Below are 16697 nucleotides of genomic sequence, written 5' to 3'. Positions count from 1 at the left end.
AGTTACCAAACACAAAACCTCAAGTTGCCCGATGTGCTACCTCCACGTGGGGCTTTGATAAGTGGCAGTTGGGCAATGGGTGGGTCCCTGGTTGGCGGACTGTGTATGTGGGGAGGACGAGCTTAGGGAAGTTGAACGCATTGTTGGAGAACGTGAACACACTTTGCGGAATTTCGAGAGAAGTTGAACGCATTATCGAAGAACATAAACACACTTTAGCAAAAGCAGCGAGAAGTTGAACACACTTACCGTTTGTAAGCAATATACCACACCGCATCGCTTCGGTGACGCGATAAAATATAGGGACTCTCGGAGTGAAATTATTATCACCTTGGGCGGTTAAAAATGGTAAGATGAGTTATAGAATATAAAAATTTGAAACGATAAGGTGATGGGAAACATGTCTACCATAGAAGACGCTCTAAACCTTCGTTCGGAAGGTAACCTAAACAAATCAAACGAACTCTTACGGAAGCTTACTAAAGCCAATCCTCATGATGCAAGCCTACAGTACCAGTGTGCGTGGAGCTTTGATGTGCTTGGTGAGGAGCGTGCGGCGGTACCGTATTATGAGCGGGCGATTAAGCTTGGTGGACTTAGTCTAGACGAGCTTCGTGGTGCATATGTTGGATTAGGTAGTACGTATCGGACGCTTGGTGAGTATACAGAGTCGGAGCGTGTGTTGCAGGAGGGGCTCAAAACGTTCCCTGATGCAGCGGATATTGCGGTGTTTTATGCGATGACGCTTTACAATCTTGGCCGAAACCAAGCTGCTATGGAGCTCCTGCTGAAGCTACTTGCAACCACCTCTAACGAGGAATCGGTGCAGGCTTATGCAAAGGCGATTACCTTTTATGCAGACAAACTGGATCAAACGTGGGGAGATGCTTCGTCTTAGCAAGGCATTTACCCTATTTTCCACATAGAGATAGAGAGGAGCATGTATATGCTTGATGTGTATTGGCGTAATGTGCGCGAGATGGCGCTAGAGGGAATTCGGATCAAGGAGTTTGACTATGCGTCGAGTAGCGTGATTTTGCGCAGGGGGACGTATCATTATACGATCATGTTTGATGGGTGGCGTGTTACCTCCGTCCGGCTGGAGCTTGTGAACAAGCATGCACTCATACTGCAGTCGCCTGCAGAGGGAGAGTGGCTGGATGCAGATGGGGAGCAGCTCCCTGAGCTTGCGGGCGCCATCGATATTGATATCTCGATCACACCGTTTACCAATTCCCTGCCGATCAACCGCCTTGATTGGGAGCGGGGCCAGGAGCGAACGCTCACAATGGTGTATATTGATGCCGAGGATTTTACCTTCAAGCCTGTCGAGCAGACCTACACCTACCTTCGCGATGAGGGAGAAAATCGGGTGTTCTCCTATGAAACGGAGAGCTATCAAACGGAGATTACGGTAAATGAACTCGGGTTAGTCGTCAGCTATCCAGGGGAATTCGAGCTTGATTCTCCGATAAAACGATGATATTTCCCGGGGAATAATTATTGCTAGAGACATGTCGGATTTCTTCGATGTGTCTTTTTTATTTCCAGTATGTGTAACGGGAGCGGTTACTAGCGCGACTAACTATTTAAGCAAACAAGTTTGAAGGGAGGGCGTCGCAATATGAAGTATATGTATCGGATAAGTATTTTCATTTTGAGCTTCGCTATTCTGTCCGCCTGCACCACGTCTTTACCTTCGTTTAGTGGAGTTCCAATATCATTAAGTACGAGTGAAATCGTGCTGTACGAAACGACAAACTTTCAGTCCGGAAATCTAGAATTAGTTGAGACATTTTCAGCCAGTGAGGATATAACTGTATTTAGAAATGCAGCTCGCTCGGCTGATCGTGTAGACGGAGTTGTTGACATGGCAGAGCCAGACTACGAGGTTCATTTTATAAACGAGGATGGTGAGGTAACAGACGAGCTGTTTTTATGGATCGGTGAGGAGACTGGATCTATGATGGATAAAGATGATACGCATACAGTGTACACGTTGACCGAAAGCGATGCCTCAGCGATACAGTCCCTACTAGAATAACGATAACTTAATCAAAAAGAGCACAGCTCCATTACTCGGCACTGTGCTCATTCTTTTGTTGTTGCTGATCTCGCAGGATATCGCGCAGTAGCTCATTGCGCTCTTCCTGAAGCTTTAATAATCGTAGGGCAAACATAATGACAAGGATGATAATTGTTACAATGATCAGCGGATACAAAAACATCAAAATAACAGGTAATACAAAAGCTAAATAGTCGAGCTGACTAACAACAAGAATAGCTAGTGCCCCAACAAGTGCTGCAACGAAAAAAATAACAACATGCTTCATTTGATCTTATCTCCTCTTAGAATATATAGTGATTTTCTTAATAAATCCCATCAATAACTTCCGCACGCTCCATCCGCTCTATTAATACGCTTGAAGGTGTATATTCGTTGCGAATGTCGCTTACCGTCCCCATCTCGTTTAGGAAGGCATCAATCCTGCCACGCAACGTTTCAATAGTAACCAATAAATTGTCATCGCTCAGATCCATCCGCCGAATTTCTTCAAGCTGACTACGCACCTCGAAAGGTAGCGTTCCAGATCCACTATTAACGAGACCATCTTGATCACGAGGAATGCTGTTTATTGCTTGGAGGGACTGTGCACGATGATAAGCTATCAGCCAATTGTCCTCAAAATTAGCACTAGACTCCATGCTATCTTCCATATGCACTAGCGCTTCCTGAATTTCCATATAGCTCGCAACCTGCGCAACGACAATATCCTGCTTCAACTGATCTCCAGGCAGGAGCCCACGTCCCCAATATGCTCCAATGGCTAGCAGGATAATAAGACCTGCTACCACAACTTTCTTCATAGCTATAACCCCCTTGCTACCCCTAACCTTATCATATTTGCTTTTTGACAGAAACACCATATATTTCTTTTTACTAGTGCTGAGATTCTTGATAGGAATGTGATTTATAGAAAATAAAATAGCGACACCTTTAAAATAGATGAGAAAACTTTCCTAAGACACAGGGGTATTTTCTTTTTATATGACTTTTTAAGAAATAAATTCGACAAAATAAGACATTAAGATATTAGTTGAGCCCATATGAGAATGCTTATTGTGTGAAATTTTCCTATACATTTTCAAAAGTATAAGATTCATATAGAAATAAAGGTACCAACATGTAAACATCCATCGACTACGACAAAGACACATTCGCGCCTCACGAGCTCATCACTCGTGAAGAAATGGCCGCTATGATTTTGTAAGCACATAAGCACCTGCACGGCGATACAGACGTAACGAGCACGGATACCACATTTAATGACTCTGAAGCGGTGAGCCCATGGGCCAAGGATTACGTACAACTCGCAAGTGACCTGTCGCTCGTCCAAGGTAGAGCAAACGCCATGTTTGCACCTAAGGACCGCGCTACTCGCGCAGAGAACAGCCAGATTATCTATAACCTACTAGTAACGAAATAGGAACCACTAAAAGCCGAAGCTGTGAGTCACTCCGCAGCTTCGGCTTTTTTTATTTTTAGAAACAATGGGGAGACTCTCACCCAAATAAAGCATAAGTAGGAGAGAAGAATCGGAAAAAGAAGCAAAAAACCTCGATTATGTAAGAAAAATGACAGCATGTAAGGAAAAGAAATGGTATCATAGAACTATCATTTAACAGCGAGGGAAGACACATGAAAATAACCGTCATAACAGTAGGAAAGCTCAAAGAAAAGTATTTAAAGCTAGGCATCGCCGAATACACAAAGCGCCTCAGCGCATACGCAAACGTCGATCTAGTAGAAGTCGCAGACGAAAAAGCACCGGAAAACCTAAGTGAAGCAGACATGGACATCGTTAAACAAAAGGAAGGCGAGCGCATCCTAGCCAAGCTAACCCCAGACACCCACGTCATTACACTCGAAATCGACGGCAAACAGCTCACTTCCGAGCAGCTAGCCAAAGAAATCGACCAGCTCGCAACCTACGGCAAGTCAAAGATCGTATTCGTGATCGGCGGCTCCTTAGGCTTAAGCGACGAAGTAAAGCAACGTAGTAACTACGCACTGTCGTTTTCGAAAATGACATTTCCGCATCAGGTTATGAAGCTCGTGTTGTTGGAGCAGGTTTATAGGGCTTTTAAGATCGTGAGGAATGAACCGTACCATAAGTAAATGAGGTTTTAAAAAGAACCACCTAGAACGTTCATTTTATAGCGTTTTAGGAGGTTTTTAAATTATAATTTTCATTGTTTACTCCATTTTCTACCTTTCTCCTGTGTTGGTGGGAGACGGTCACCTTTATCAATTTCAACTATACGTGGTTTATGGACTTCACCACCTCTTGGACCAACTTCTTTATACTTTCCAGGGGGTTGATTATCCATACCAGGCTTTTTTAAATTGCTCATTGATTATCACCTCCGTTACAAGTATACTACCATTTTCTGTTTAATTGGCTCATACAAAGATATAGTTCGGACGATCAATTGGAAATTCCAAACATAATTTTGAGAATATTTAATCCATCTATTTTAGTAATTCCTATAGCAATATATTCATAGTTTAAAACCGAAACTATATCGTATTAAGTAAAGTATTTCTTTATTTAGAGTAGTAAAAGATATTTTGAAAATATTAGGGGTAACAGATTTAAAATTAAAATAATAAATAAATTCTATTATATATGGGGGCGTATGCATTGAAATTTTTCAAGAAAAATAGAAACTCTGATTATAATACACATAAAAATTTTAACATTAATGAATTTATTTTTGATAACGAAGTAAAAAAAAATGTAGAAAACCTACTATTAAAATATCGAGATGAATTTCATCCTACATTGTTAAACAAGGAAACTACTACCGACTTTGGTATGATAATGAATTGTCAGCCATTAATTGAAGAATTAAAACACTATTTTAATAATGATTTATGTATTTCAGTAGCAACAAGTATAGCTATAACTAGAAATACAGATTTTAATTTGAGGACACATGCGTACTATGTAGAAAACGCTATAACTAGGATTACTAATAGTTGGGAATATTTATTTATTATTCTAAGTCAATTTTATCAAACGGATTTAATAGTTGGAAACGATATTAGAGATAATATGATTTATGCAAAATGTAATGATATCGAATTTGTTAAAAAAGGAAATAGTTATAAAATTAAGTTAACTCCTTTACCTGAGAAAAGAATTGAAGAAATAATGCCATCTTTAGAAAGGGAACATAGACTTTTTAATATCTCAATTAATAAAAAGAAGAATGTATTTACAAAAATACTAAAACAAAAATATACATTAAACGACAGAGTACAATCATTGTTAGATATTTATTTTTCAGAGGAGACAAAAGAGATTATTGCTTTAAGAAACGAGATAGTTCATAGGAGATCCTTGGGAGCAAAATATAGCATGGCGCCACTAGATTTTATTCCAGGCCAAGGTGTAAGTATTAATCAACAAGGATGGTATTCTTTTAAAGAGATAGATAATAAACTCGAAAAAAACCTAGTAGCGCTTCGACAATCTATACAACAAATGATCAATATTATTTTTTCTAATGAGGTTCCTAATTTAAAAAGTAACGAAAATTATACGTTTATTGTATTTAAGGTAAACTGTAATAATTGTTTGAAAACTATTTTAATTAATGACGTTATTGTAAAAGGTCTAGAAAGCATTGAAATATCTGTTATTTGTCCAAACTGTAATAGCGAGAATACCGAGATAGGAGAAAAAATGGAAGTTTCTGATAGGTATTATTTTTCTAATTTAAAAGAGTATAATAATTTTCTTTTTGATTACTGGAAAAAAGAAGATTAAAAGTAGTCTTTTGAAATTCGTACTTAGACTAGTTGACGGTGAAACTCATTATTATTAAATGAATTTTATTATGTAAGTGATAAATTTAGGAAATATAACTATTGAGAGAATTTTCTACTATTTGTTTAATATAGTTTGACTGCTTCTACATTAAATGGTAAAATTAGTATAGTTTACGCCTCATAAAAGTAGTTATGAGGGGAATTAGTGAATTTCTGTCAAGCTTTATCTCAATTGTAATCACAAGGCTGACCCAGCTAATTACAATCGATAACGCTTCTGAATAACTTGGCATTTGGATACCTCCAAGCGTCATAATCAACCAATTCAATATACTAATTATAGTATAAGCTATTAGTGCATTTAGTAGCCTCTTTATAGGTTAGCGATGGTCTATAATTTGAAAGGAGAGTATGCTTGCAGGGGGTTCTTTAATAGAGTAATAGGCTACGATTACATACCCTTGCTAGCTCTGCCAAATATGAATAAAAATAAGTATCGTGTAAAGGGTTATAAGCACCTTGATAATAAAAAATCAATTGAAAAAGTTAAGGGTAAAATCCAAAATCCTCGTTGGGTTGCTGAACATGGATTTTATCCGTTTATGCATTTTGAAATTAAATTTCAAAAGTATAACAGGAAAGAAAAACAACCAAAAGAAAAAGTGCGTAAAATTTTTTATGCCTCTCACATTGATAGCTTTATATATAAGTACTATGGAGACAAGCTAAATAACCACTATAATTCTGTTGTAGATAAACTAGGTATTAATGAAGTTGCTACAGCATATAGAAATAATTTTTCTGGAAAAAGCAATATTAACTTCGCTAAAGAAGTTATTGATTTTATAAAAGTGCAGAAAAGTGCATATATTTTTGTTGCTGACTTTACTAATTTTTTTGATACACTTGACCATAGGTATCTTAAAGAGAAAATCCGATATGTTCTAAACAAGGATACATTACCTGACGATTATTATAACGTCTTCAAGAATATAACAAGATTTAGTTACTTTATTAAAGATACTATAGAAGAAGAGTTAAAAACTAAATACACTGAAAGTGAAATTAAAAATAATTATAAATATTTCACAGAAGAGGAATTCAGAGCCTTTAAACATAAAAATATTTACAAGAATTCTAAAAGCTATGGAATTCCTCAAGGTGCAGGTATCAGTTCAGTTTGCTCTAATATTTATTTACTAGATTTTGATAAAAAAATAGAAAAATATGTAAGAAAACAAAAGGGGCTATATAGAAGATATTGTGATGACTTAATTATAGTTATTCCTATTGAAGGAGAAGTCCAGGACTATAACTATCAAATGCATCAAAAAATTGTGGATGATATTAAAAAACAGATTCCAAATTTAAAAATACAACCCGAAAAAACAGGCAATTACTTCTATTCTGACAATCTAATTACAGATTTAGAATTTAATGAGACGAAATTAGACTATTTAGGGTTTAGTTTTAATGGTAAAGAAGTTCGAATTAGAGAAAAGAGTCTTTTTAAGTATTATACAAGAACATATCGTAAAGTAAGGATATGCAATCGTAAATCAAAAGAGTTTGGTCGTAAATCTTATAGGAGAGAGTTATATAAGAATTACTCTCACCTGGGTAAGAGTAAGAAAGGGCATGGGAATTTTCTTAGTTATGCTGAAAGGGCACAGAAGATATTTGATGAAGATTCAAAAACTCTAAACCTTATGGAAACACAAGTTAAGAAACACTGGAAAAACATTCAATCACGATTAGATCAACCAGAATAATGAGACAAGCCCCATTTTTCTTTAATTAAAATTTGGCTTGTCTTTTTATATTTTTTACAATCTCGATGAAATAAGTAAGCGAAGCAGGAGGGATTCATTTGGGAAGAATAAAGGCATTCTTAATAGGAGTTAGTGATTATTCAAGTATCGGCGCAACTAACTTACCATTTTGCCAAACAGACTTAATTAATGTTAATAAAGCGTTAAGAAAAGGGATTCATCTGGATGAGAAGGATATTTTTCAAATGGGTATTACAAATAACGGTCATGTATCATCCGTTGATTTTATACATGCCCTTGAACTTTTTCTTGTTAATTTACAGAAAGATGATATATTTATTTTTTATTTTTCAGGTCATGGGACTTCTGGCGATATTCATAATATTGTTTTTAGTGATGGATTATTAAATACTCAAGACATAATTAATAAAATAAGTGAATCGTTTGCTAAAAGTAAAGTATTGTTTATAGACTGCTGCTATTCAGGAAACTTTAGAGTTGATGGTGCAAAAAATACTAATTTAGAAGAGTCAATAGAATCTTTCCAAGGTAGGGGTTATGCGGTATTAAGTGGTAGTAACGCTATTGAACCTTCTTATGGGGGGAGTAACGGAAGTATATTTACAAATGTTTTATGCGATGGATTGACCAATAAAACACTAGTAAAAAAAGGGGAGGTTTCACTTTATGATTTGCAGTTGTGGGTAAAGAGGTTACTTGAGATTCATACTTTAAATAATCCAGCTACTCCTCAGCACGCTATTTATAGAGCTAACATAGGAGGTACAATTCATTTTAAAATTTCAGAGTATATTCCTTATGAAAAAGTTAATATTTACTTTGAAAACGAAGATTACATAATAAAGAGTCTGGAACCTGTCCATCACGGTCCTAAAAAAAGATACTCGGCAAAAATACTTCTAAAAAAACCATTTTCGGATACAGAAATCGCGAATGTCTCAACAAAAATTCAAAAAAAATTACTGTTTAGTGATGTATATAATAATAAAATACAAGAAGAAAGATATAAAGGCTATCCATCAGATATAATTTGGATTTATTTTGCTTTTAATAATACGGACATTTCACAAGGCAATTATTATTGTAAAACTACTTGGGTAAACGATAATCAAGATAAGGCTTCTTGGTGTAGTTTGGAAGGTGCTAATAAACTGTTAATAAATGATGTTCATATTGAGTTTTATCCGCAATATAAGATAATAAGTAATTTTATTTCTGATAATACCAGGGATAACGATGAAGTACGATATAAAGTTAAAGAAATCAGGTATCAAATGATAACCTATGCTGAAGCTATAATTTCATTATTTAATGAGTATCAAAATAAGACCATTTCTGAAGATGAGTTATTTGCTAGAGTAACACCTTACTCGTCAGTGTTAGATAGATTATTTTTTGAATCAAATGACTTACCTTTTTCTGATGAGACAGTGTCAGGTTGGGTACAAGCTAACATATCCTTATTCAGTACAATACATGATTTCACCCTCTTTTATAATGAGAAATTTCGTAACAATAGGGACTCTTCTAATAGAAAATTAGTAATGCAAAGTACAGTTTTAAGGTATTATGAAGACTTAAAGAATCTAAAAGAACTAGAACAATGAAGATGAAAAACCTCATTTAGATACATCACGGAGAGCCTTATCATAAATAATCGACTACTTAGCTATATTAAAAAGAGCACCTTGGTGGCTACCCCTAAAAGTTAGAGTTTTTATTATGCAGCTAATTGGCTGGTTTGTGTTCGGTATTCGACTGGACTAAAACCAGCCAATTTTTCTTTTGATCGTATATGGTTGTACCAGTAAATATATTCTTCAATCTGCCTTTTTAATTCTTCGTAGCTCACTAATTTTTCTCCATAATACATTTCTTGTTTTAATATACCAAAGAAATTCTCTATTGAAGCATTGTCTGCGCAGGTTGCTTTACGTGACATGCTTTGAAATACTTTATTTTCTTTTAATGTCCTCACCCATTGGTTGTGCTGATAATGCCAGCCTTGATCGGAGTGGATAGTCGTACGATAGGTTGCCTGAGCTCCTAGTACTTCTATTGTTTCTTTTAAAGGTTCCATGACAAGATCTAATGTTGGACGTTTCTTGATACCAAACGCGATAATTTCCCCATTGTAAAGATCAAGGAGTGGATTTAAGTACAATTTCTCTTCTCCTAGACATTTGAATTCTGTAATGTCGGTTACTAATTTCTGAAAAGGAATAGGCGTGCTAAATCGGCGGGACAGTCGATTCTTCGCTACCTTTCCAACCTTACCCTTATAAGAATTGTATCTACGAGACTTCCTCATAAACTTTACGCATTTTAACCCTAATTCCCTCATAAGTCGATACACTTTTTTGTGATTAATACACCAGGCTGATTTCTTTAATTCCTTGGTAATGCGTTTATAACCATAACGTTCATGAAACGCCTTAAACAGCTCAGTAATGACTTCTTTTAGTTCTCTATCCGGATCTTCTTTCCCAAAGTTTTTCACATGATAGTGGTAGGTTGATTCTGGAATACCTACAATAACTAGAATATCTTTTAATCGGTATCCTTCTTCTTTGAGTTCGAACGCCACTGTTGCTTGTGCTTTTCGTGGAAGGCATTCGGATTCTCTCGAAAAGCTCTCAACTTTTTTAGGTAGGCATTTTCTAGCCGCAACAGTTCATTCTCGCGTTCTAGTTCGTCTTCACGTGTTAACTTCTTCTCTTCTTTTCCCTTTGATTTATTACTGTTTTTAGACATAGAAGGTCGCTCCTTTGATCTTGGTTTCAGGCCTCCTAATCCTTGTTCATTAAATGTTTTCATCCAACTGTAAATTAAAGCAGGATTATTCAATCTAAATTGTTCAGCAGTTTCCTGAAAAGAAGCACCTGTCTCAAGCATAAATTGTATCGTATCCACTTTAAATTGAACAGAGTACGCCTCATTCGTTCTTCTTCGTTTTAATCCTTCAACCCCTTGCGTTTTATAGGATCTTACCCAATTTTGTAGTGGAGTTCGAGAGGGCATATTATACTTTTTAGCTAATAATTTATACCCGAGATTTCCATTCAAATATTCGCTAACAAGTTTCATTTTAAATTCTTCACTATATTTGGCCATAAAAACACCCCCGAAAGTTAGATTATCTACTCTAACTTTCGGGGGTCGGTACCCTTTTTTAAATCAAAGGTGCTCTTTATTGATTTTGCTAACTCAAGTTTCCCTCGGAACCCAAATCTCCGTATACCCATTACTCACCGAATATCTATATAGATCATCTAGCTTATTAGGTGTATAAAGCTGCATGTCCGTTCGTTCGTAGACAATGTTAATTTCTAACAGTTTCGTGTTTCGGTTGATCAGTTTTTCCAAAAAGTGATCGTCGGCGAGCTTATCATTTTTAGACGTATTGCACCTTCTACAAGCAATGACAAGATTCCAAAGCTGATCGGTTTGGATAAAGCTCCAGGGAATGAAATGATCAACGTGATTGCCTGTTCGATTAAGAACTGGCTTCCCACAGTAGAAGCATTCGTTTTGATAAAGGGACAGCAATATATGATAAAAGCTATCTAACGAAGAACGTTTGGATACATTCTCGATTTTAAATAGTAGTTGCTCTGTATTGCCACTTTCATTGAACTTTTCAAGAAAGAGAGCCAGTTGGTAGTTTGCAAGATACATAATGACTTTTTGATATTTTTGCATAAATTTATAGAAGCTAGGTGTCAGCTTGAGGTACTCTTTTTTATTATCAAAGGAATAGATGTGACCTTTCGTGTCACCATAAATAGCACCCATGACATTGATCTTCGATCGTTTGATCACTCGTTTAATGAGTCTAAGTTGCTGTTGTGCAGGTAGCTTATCGAAGACAATCGAATCGTCAATAGAATGCGCTGTCTGGAATTCCTCCAGCTCTGATTGCACGCCGGCTTTCTTACCCGTCATGTTAATCTGGTTCAGTTTATGGTGGATCACCAAGTTCCAGTAGATCTTCGTAAAGCTCTCAAACACTTGATAATAATTCAGCTCAAGCTCACTGTTCACATTATATAAATTCTCTAGAAGTGATTTGATGAGTACAAATTTATAGCTTGTTGAGTTTTTAGATCTGGATGAAAAAATGTAGTTGAAGTGACTCCACACATCTTGTTCTGTGATATAAGCAGCATTTGCTTCAGCTATCTGTAGTTTTTGACTCATGCGGATCCTCCCCCGTTTATATCATGGTACTACCAGTGTAGCTTAATCGAATATCTTTGCTATTCGGATTCGATTAGTAATTAAAGTGAGTAGAATATAAATTAAGTATTTGCAGCACCAAATAAATACTACCAAATAACCACAACCACTTATAAAAAACTGAGAGCTGAAAAGAAATAAAGTGATTATGAATTTGCAAACTGTTATTGACTATAATGGTTAATCTAATAATCGCAATAAGCATAAGAGCGTAGCCAATTATAATTGGATCATTGTCTAGGTCAGTTCTATTGATGTGTCCATAACTTATTAAGATAGAACTTAATAAGAATAATACTGATGTTATTGCTCCAGTAATAATGTTGTTACCTTTAGTTTGAGATTTAAAGTGTTTAAAAATCTGGTCGATTTGCGATTCATTAATTGATGTGTAAAACATACTCAAGTAATTTCTACTAAAAAGTTCAATTTTTTTCAACGAAAAATTACACATTAGTATGATTCGTCTTATTGCTTTATTTCGTTTCTTATTATCTGGCAATGAAAACTCTAGACGTTTAAATAGCAATTCATAATTTGAGTACAAAGCAAAACTATAGGAAAGTGGTAAGAAAATAATAGTCATAGTTATAGGTATACTAAAAGTTATAAGCAGTTCTATAAAATTTAGTTCTGAATAGCTTTGAATGGCACTTCTTCCTGCTAAAAATAACACTATTAATCCTATTGTACTTATTAAGAATGAGAGCAACTTTTCTGCTGGTTTGTAAGTCACATTTTGCTTACTAACGAAATATAGCAAAAATAATAAGGTACTTAAGGGAACAAGTATTAATTCTATAGATAGATTAAAAGTAAAAGTACCCACGATAAATTCTATTAAGACAGCGATTTTAAGACTATTTTTAATGGTATCAGAAAAATAATTTTTATCTTTACTGACGATTGCGTTAAAACAAAATGGTATTCCAATAAGTAAAACCCACAACAAAACATCCTTTAAATAAATCCAATCCCAAATAGATAGACCAGAAACTAAATATATCCATAAAATCGAGTAACTAAATGTAATAATTATAAAGACAAAAAGGTGTTTATTTATTATTGCGCTCAGAAGCTCATAAGTAGCCTTTCTAACATTAAGTTTATTAAAAGCTAAATAGATAATATAAATCAAAAATACTATAGTCCATATAGCTATCGATATTTCTCTAGTAGAAAATAAGTCTACATATTTCATTGATTCACCTCGATATTATAAATAACTTCATCATCAAATTGACAGTTTACAAGTGATTAATTACAGAATTACTCTATGTTTAAATATTATTAGTCCATTACTTTTTACCTTATCAACTATTCATATAAATAGATAGTATAGCATCTACTTTTTCCAGTTTTAGCATGAAATTAACTTTTCTCTTGTTATAATGGATATAGTGCTCGTGACTATATCCCGATAGGAGAGGAATACAATGTTAAACGAATCATATGCTTGGACGACTATTTACTCAGAGCTTGCGACGAAATTACTAGACTATAAGGATAATCGTACGGAATTGTTGCGTGTCTTACATACGGCCTTTGCTGACCTTAATCGCGCAAATCCTTTTATGGATAAAAGTACAGGAATTGATAAACCGTTAGATGATGTCGACCCTTTTACGGTATTAGGAACATTTAATAAAGGGATAACAGATAAAAATAGAATTACCATTCTAGCTAAAATGAAGGAAGTTTTTCGGCTGCAGTCAGAGGTTCCATCTTCATTTAATGGAGTGCCACTTTTACATAACATGGCACCATTGTTCTTTGGTAATCAGTCGGAGCGAAAACCGACAGACATTAGTAATCTATGGAGCTTTTATGAGGCTGCTATTCATTTAGCAGATCAGAAGGTTGGCGCGTCAACGGAAGATTTTGTCCGCCAGTTTGATCAGGTTACTCGCCAGCATCGCATTAAATTTAATATTACAATGGGGTTATTTTGGATACGCCCTTTTGCATATGTGAGCTTGGATCAAAAAAACCGAGAGTTCTTTAATAATCAAGCAGATATAAAGGAATTTGTTTTTTATGACTGTAACCCCTCTTATTTGCCGAATGGAGAAACGTATTTAACCATTTGTCGCCGTTTTAAATCGGCTTTTGAGCAACGATTGGGTGGGTTGACTAGCTTCCCAGAGCTATCCTATGGAGCTTGGATAGATACTCCTGTAGTGAATGAGACGGCTGCGAGTTATGAGGGACAAGATAAGACGGAGGGGCCGAATTACTGGCTTTACGCACCGGGTCGATCTTCTTTTAAATGGGAGGAGTTTTATCAAGATGGAATCATGGGGATTGGCTGGGAAGAGCTTGGTGATTTAACCGCCTATGATAGCAAAAACGAAATTAAGAAAGCGTTGCAGGCTAAATTTGATCCCGAACAAGACTATATGAATATTGGACATGGGCTTTGGCAGTTTGCTAATAAAGTGAAACCAGGAGACATTATTTTCGCCAAAAAAGGCACGAAATATATTATTGGTAGAGGGGTAGTTAGCTCGGGTTATATCTACGATGAGAAGCGAAAGGATTATAATCATACGCTGAAGGTCGATTGGACTCATGAGGGTACTTGGGAGCATCCTGATGGGAAAGCTGCAATGAAAACGTTGACGAATGTGACTGACTATACGGAGTATGTCGAAAAGTTGAATTTACTATTTGCGATTGAGGAAGAAGAGAATGGAGGAATTACTCCGCCACCTCAAGAACTTTACGGAAAAGAAGACTTTTTAGACGAGGTTTTCTTAAACGAAGCAGAGTACGATCGAGTTAAAAGGCTGTTAGAGATGAAGCAGAACCTCATTCTTCAAGGGGCTCCTGGAGTTGGTAAGACGTTTGCGGCGAAGAGGTTGGCCTACTCTATGATGGGCGTGAAGGATAAGAATCGTGTGCGAATGGTGCAATTCCATCAGAGCTACAGCTATGAGGACTTCATTATGGGGTATAAGCCATCGGAGAAGAGCTTCGAATTGCATTACGGGCCGTTTTATCATTTTTGTAAAGAGGCGGAGAAGGATAGCGACAACTCGTATTTCTTCATTATCGATGAGATAAACAGAGGGAATTTGAGCAAAATCTTTGGGGAGTTGCTCATGCTCGTTGAAAAGGATAAGAGGGGCGAGAAGATGCGTCTGTTATATGCCAATGAGCTGTTCCATGTCCCTCCGAACGTTTATATTATCGGGATGATGAATACAGCTGACCGAAGTCTAGCGATGATCGACTATGCGCTACGCAGAAGATTTGCTTTTTATGAGCTCACTCCGGCGTTTCAATCAGAGGGCTTCAAGCGCTATATGGAGGTTAAAAACGAAGAGAAGTTTGATGTGCTTGTCCAACATGTCGAAAAGTTGAATGAAGAGATCATAGAAGATGAGAGCCTTGGCAGAGGGTTTGTCGTTGGACATAGTTATTTGCATACGCTTGAGAAGGCGGATGAAAGCTTCCGTGAGGCAGTGGTGGAGTATGAACTGATTCCACTTCTTGAGGAATATTGGTTTGATGACTTGTCATTAGTAGAGAATTGGACGAAAAGACTTCGGAGTGCGGTGAGATGATTAAGCTTCAAAACATCTACTATATGATGGCGTATGCATTCCGCCTTTTAGATTCTAAAGGGCAGGCTAAAGTAGATCCTGATAAATTTGATGGAGCATTAGACTTATATGCTGCTATCTTGCACATGGAGGTCAGCAACCAAGTTAAAAAGGGCTTGGCGAAAGGGTATGTCGAGCTCACAGATACACTGCGATCTCCGCGTGGGAAAATGCACGTGAGTCAGTCCATTAAGCAAAATACGATTGTCTCAAAACAAATCGTATGTACCGTTGATGACTACATTGAGGACACAGAGGTCAATCGAATTTTAAAGGCCACGATGCGTCAGTTAGTTCGCTCTCAAGACGTGAAGAAGGATCAAGTGCGTAAGCTTAAAAAGCTTCTCTTTTATTTTGACTACGTAGGAGAATGTTCATTGAAATCGGTGAAATGGCGATCCTTACACGTCCATCGTCATTTATCATCCTATCGTCCTTTGATGCAGCTATGTGAGCTGATTGTTGATAGCCTGCTGCTATCGGAAGACGAAGGAGTTAAAACAGCTCCGCATATTGTCGATGATCAAGCCTTACATCGACTCTATGAAAAGTTTGTTCTAGCTTATTATAAGAGGCATTATCCGGATTTTCGTCCACGAGCAAGTGCCATTGGCTGGGATGTAGCGGGTGAAGATACAGCCTTTTTGCCCAGCATGCAAACGGATATTGTCTTGCACCATAAGGGGAGAAGGCTCATCATCGATACGAAGTATTACACGCGTACCATGCAGACAAACTCCCTTTATAACAGCCGGTCACTTCACTCGTCTAACATGTATCAAATGTATACGTATGTGATGAATATGGGGTGTGGAAAACCAGGTGCAGTTGAGGGTATGTTGCTTTACGCGAAGACCGACGAGGCCATTACGCCTAATCAGAGTCACGAGATCAGTGGCTACCGCATAAGTGCGAAGACATTGGATTTAGATACGGACTTTGAAGAAATTCGCTCGCAACTGGATGAGATTGCGGAGGGGTTTATGGAGAGGGTTGTCTAGTTAAGAAGGTGAGATTAGTTATACCTAACCCAATCTTCTTACTTGTGGTCAAAAAGGCTCTCCATATATGAAGAGATTAATTACTGTTCGTATATGGTAAAGAGCTCTTCACAGACTGGTTAATTTCTTCGCAGCTGAAATTTATGCATTTACTTCTAAAGTTAAAGAATATTAAGTACTGAAAAAAGCATTGAAGACTATTTTAATACAGTATTAA

The 16697-nt window shown here is 36.6% G+C and carries 18 protein-coding genes; 11 read left to right on the top strand and 7 right to left on the bottom strand.

Annotated elements, in window-relative coordinates; translation table 11 throughout:
• Positions 1 to 400 precede the first annotated feature (400 nt).
• The 3 genes from FLK61_RS19720 to FLK61_RS19710 all read left to right on the top strand — a co-directional run bounded on the left by FLK61_RS19720 (position 401) and on the right by FLK61_RS19710 (position 2044).
• Entirely contained in the window at positions 401 to 898 is a 498-nt protein-coding gene (locus FLK61_RS19720) for a tetratricopeptide repeat protein (protein ID WP_249777650.1), read from the top strand.
• Positions 899 to 946: 48 nt separating this feature from the next.
• Positions 947 to 1483, top strand: a complete 537-nt coding sequence (locus FLK61_RS19715; protein ID WP_217706299.1) for a putative glycolipid-binding domain-containing protein — start codon at positions 947 to 949, stop codon at positions 1481 to 1483.
• Positions 1484 to 1624: 141 nt separating this feature from the next.
• Entirely contained in the window at positions 1625 to 2044 is a 420-nt protein-coding gene (locus tag FLK61_RS19710) for a YhfM domain-containing protein (RefSeq protein WP_176011038.1), read from the top strand.
• Between the two features lie 31 nt (positions 2045 to 2075).
• Here FLK61_RS19710 and FLK61_RS19705 read toward each other — a convergent pair whose 3' ends face one another.
• Both FLK61_RS19705 and FLK61_RS19700 read right to left on the bottom strand, forming a co-directional pair.
• Complete coding sequence (locus tag FLK61_RS19705; RefSeq protein ID WP_176011037.1) at positions 2076 to 2333, bottom strand: hypothetical protein; 258 nt, start codon at positions 2331 to 2333, stop codon at positions 2076 to 2078.
• A gap of 37 nt (positions 2334 to 2370) precedes the next feature.
• The gene (locus tag FLK61_RS19700; protein WP_176011036.1) at positions 2371 to 2868 is read right to left on the bottom strand and encodes a hypothetical protein; all 498 of its coding nucleotides are present in this window, start codon (positions 2866 to 2868) and stop codon (positions 2371 to 2373) included.
• Positions 2869 to 3197: 329 nt separating this feature from the next.
• On the opposite strand from FLK61_RS19700, the gene FLK61_RS20370 reads away from it, so the two are divergent.
• The 3 genes from FLK61_RS20370 (at position 3198) to rlmH (ending at position 4180) form a co-directional block, all read left to right on the top strand.
• Positions 3198 to 3272: an S-layer homology domain-containing protein gene (locus tag FLK61_RS20370; protein WP_176011325.1), complete on the top strand. Its 75-nt coding sequence runs from the start codon at positions 3198 to 3200 to the stop codon at positions 3270 to 3272.
• 12 nt (positions 3273 to 3284) lie between these two features.
• Positions 3285 to 3488, top strand: coding sequence for an S-layer homology domain-containing protein (locus FLK61_RS20365; RefSeq protein WP_430708830.1), 204 nt, complete (start codon positions 3285 to 3287; stop codon positions 3486 to 3488).
• A 212-nt stretch (positions 3489 to 3700) separates the two neighbouring features.
• Complete coding sequence (rlmH, locus tag FLK61_RS19685) at positions 3701 to 4180, top strand: 23S rRNA (pseudouridine(1915)-N(3))-methyltransferase RlmH (RefSeq protein ID WP_176011034.1); 480 nt, start codon at positions 3701 to 3703, stop codon at positions 4178 to 4180.
• A 71-nt stretch (positions 4181 to 4251) separates the two neighbouring features.
• On the opposite strand, the gene FLK61_RS19680 is transcribed toward rlmH, so the two are convergent.
• Positions 4252 to 4416 (bottom strand): YjzC family protein, encoded by a 165-nt coding sequence (locus tag FLK61_RS19680; RefSeq protein WP_176011033.1) that lies wholly within the window; start codon positions 4414 to 4416, stop codon positions 4252 to 4254.
• A 290-nt stretch (positions 4417 to 4706) separates the two neighbouring features.
• On the opposite strand from FLK61_RS19680, the gene FLK61_RS19675 reads away from it, so the two are divergent.
• From FLK61_RS19675 to FLK61_RS19665, 3 genes are all read left to right on the top strand, one after another.
• The gene (locus FLK61_RS19675; RefSeq protein ID WP_176011032.1) at positions 4707 to 5837 is read left to right on the top strand and encodes a hypothetical protein; all 1131 of its coding nucleotides are present in this window, start codon (positions 4707 to 4709) and stop codon (positions 5835 to 5837) included.
• Positions 5838 to 6237: 400 nt separating this feature from the next.
• Complete coding sequence (locus tag FLK61_RS19670; RefSeq protein ID WP_249777649.1) at positions 6238 to 7611, top strand: reverse transcriptase domain-containing protein; 1374 nt, start codon at positions 6238 to 6240, stop codon at positions 7609 to 7611.
• 98 nt (positions 7612 to 7709) lie between these two features.
• Complete coding sequence (locus FLK61_RS19665; RefSeq protein ID WP_176011031.1) at positions 7710 to 9239, top strand: caspase family protein; 1530 nt, start codon at positions 7710 to 7712, stop codon at positions 9237 to 9239.
• A 113-nt stretch (positions 9240 to 9352) separates the two neighbouring features.
• Here the strand turns inward: FLK61_RS19665 and FLK61_RS19660 are convergent, their stop codons facing one another.
• From FLK61_RS19660 to FLK61_RS19645, 4 genes are all read right to left on the bottom strand, one after another.
• Positions 9353 to 10219: an IS3 family transposase gene (locus FLK61_RS19660; protein ID WP_176008054.1), complete on the bottom strand. Its 867-nt coding sequence runs from the start codon at positions 10217 to 10219 to the stop codon at positions 9353 to 9355.
• Positions 10183 to 10746, bottom strand: a complete 564-nt coding sequence (locus tag FLK61_RS19655; protein WP_176007880.1) for a helix-turn-helix domain-containing protein — start codon at positions 10744 to 10746, stop codon at positions 10183 to 10185. Before FLK61_RS19655 ends, FLK61_RS19660 begins: the two co-directional genes overlap by 37 nt.
• 93 nt (positions 10747 to 10839) lie before the next feature.
• The gene (locus FLK61_RS19650) at positions 10840 to 11832 is read right to left on the bottom strand and encodes an HNH endonuclease (RefSeq protein ID WP_176011030.1); all 993 of its coding nucleotides are present in this window, start codon (positions 11830 to 11832) and stop codon (positions 10840 to 10842) included.
• A 73-nt stretch (positions 11833 to 11905) separates the two neighbouring features.
• Complete coding sequence (locus FLK61_RS19645; protein ID WP_176011029.1) at positions 11906 to 13072, bottom strand: hypothetical protein; 1167 nt, start codon at positions 13070 to 13072, stop codon at positions 11906 to 11908.
• 235 nt (positions 13073 to 13307) lie between these two features.
• Here FLK61_RS19645 and FLK61_RS19640 point away from each other — a divergent pair, with 235 nt between their 5' ends.
• Both FLK61_RS19640 and FLK61_RS19635 read left to right on the top strand, forming a co-directional pair.
• Positions 13308 to 15440 (top strand): AAA family ATPase, encoded by a 2133-nt coding sequence (locus tag FLK61_RS19640; RefSeq protein WP_176011028.1) that lies wholly within the window; start codon positions 13308 to 13310, stop codon positions 15438 to 15440.
• Complete coding sequence (locus FLK61_RS19635) at positions 15437 to 16480, top strand: 5-methylcytosine restriction system specificity protein McrC (RefSeq protein ID WP_176011027.1); 1044 nt, start codon at positions 15437 to 15439, stop codon at positions 16478 to 16480. The genes FLK61_RS19640 and FLK61_RS19635 overlap by 4 nt, the downstream gene beginning before the upstream one ends.
• Positions 16481 to 16697: the final 217 nt, after the last annotated feature.

The organism is Paenalkalicoccus suaedae, from assembly GCF_006965545.2.
GTDB classification, from domain to species: domain Bacteria; phylum Bacillota; class Bacilli; order Bacillales; family Salisediminibacteriaceae; genus Paenalkalicoccus; species Paenalkalicoccus suaedae.
This window is presented reverse-complemented; position numbering and strand designations above follow the sequence as displayed.

What these genes read in the sequence shown, in the direction of transcription:
- FLK61_RS19710 (WP_176011038.1), top strand. Translation starts at nt 1,625, where the DNA reads ATGAAGTATATGTATCGGATAAGTATTTTCATTTTGAGCTTCGCTATT.
- FLK61_RS19720 (WP_249777650.1), top strand. Translation starts at nt 401, where the DNA reads ATGTCTACCATAGAAGACGCTCTAAACCTTCGTTCGGAAGGTAACCTA.
- FLK61_RS19645 (WP_176011029.1), bottom strand. Translation starts at nt 13,072, where the DNA reads ATGAAATATGTAGACTTATTTTCTACTAGAGAAATATCGATAGCTATA.
- FLK61_RS19655 (WP_176007880.1), bottom strand. Translation starts at nt 10,746, where the DNA reads ATGGCCAAATATAGTGAAGAATTTAAAATGAAACTTGTTAGCGAATAT.
- FLK61_RS19640 (WP_176011028.1), top strand. Translation starts at nt 13,308, where the DNA reads ATGTTAAACGAATCATATGCTTGGACGACTATTTACTCAGAGCTTGCG.
- FLK61_RS19700 (WP_176011036.1), bottom strand. Translation starts at nt 2,868, where the DNA reads ATGAAGAAAGTTGTGGTAGCAGGTCTTATTATCCTGCTAGCCATTGGA.
- FLK61_RS19715 (WP_217706299.1), top strand. Translation starts at nt 947, where the DNA reads ATGCTTGATGTGTATTGGCGTAATGTGCGCGAGATGGCGCTAGAGGGA.
- FLK61_RS19705 (WP_176011037.1), bottom strand. Translation starts at nt 2,333, where the DNA reads ATGAAGCATGTTGTTATTTTTTTCGTTGCAGCACTTGTTGGGGCACTA.
- FLK61_RS19650 (WP_176011030.1), bottom strand. Translation starts at nt 11,832, where the DNA reads ATGAGTCAAAAACTACAGATAGCTGAAGCAAATGCTGCTTATATCACA.
- rlmH (WP_176011034.1), top strand. Translation starts at nt 3,701, where the DNA reads ATGAAAATAACCGTCATAACAGTAGGAAAGCTCAAAGAAAAGTATTTA.
- FLK61_RS19680 (WP_176011033.1), bottom strand. Translation starts at nt 4,416, where the DNA reads ATGAGCAATTTAAAAAAGCCTGGTATGGATAATCAACCCCCTGGAAAG.
- FLK61_RS19635 (WP_176011027.1), top strand. Translation starts at nt 15,437, where the DNA reads ATGATTAAGCTTCAAAACATCTACTATATGATGGCGTATGCATTCCGC.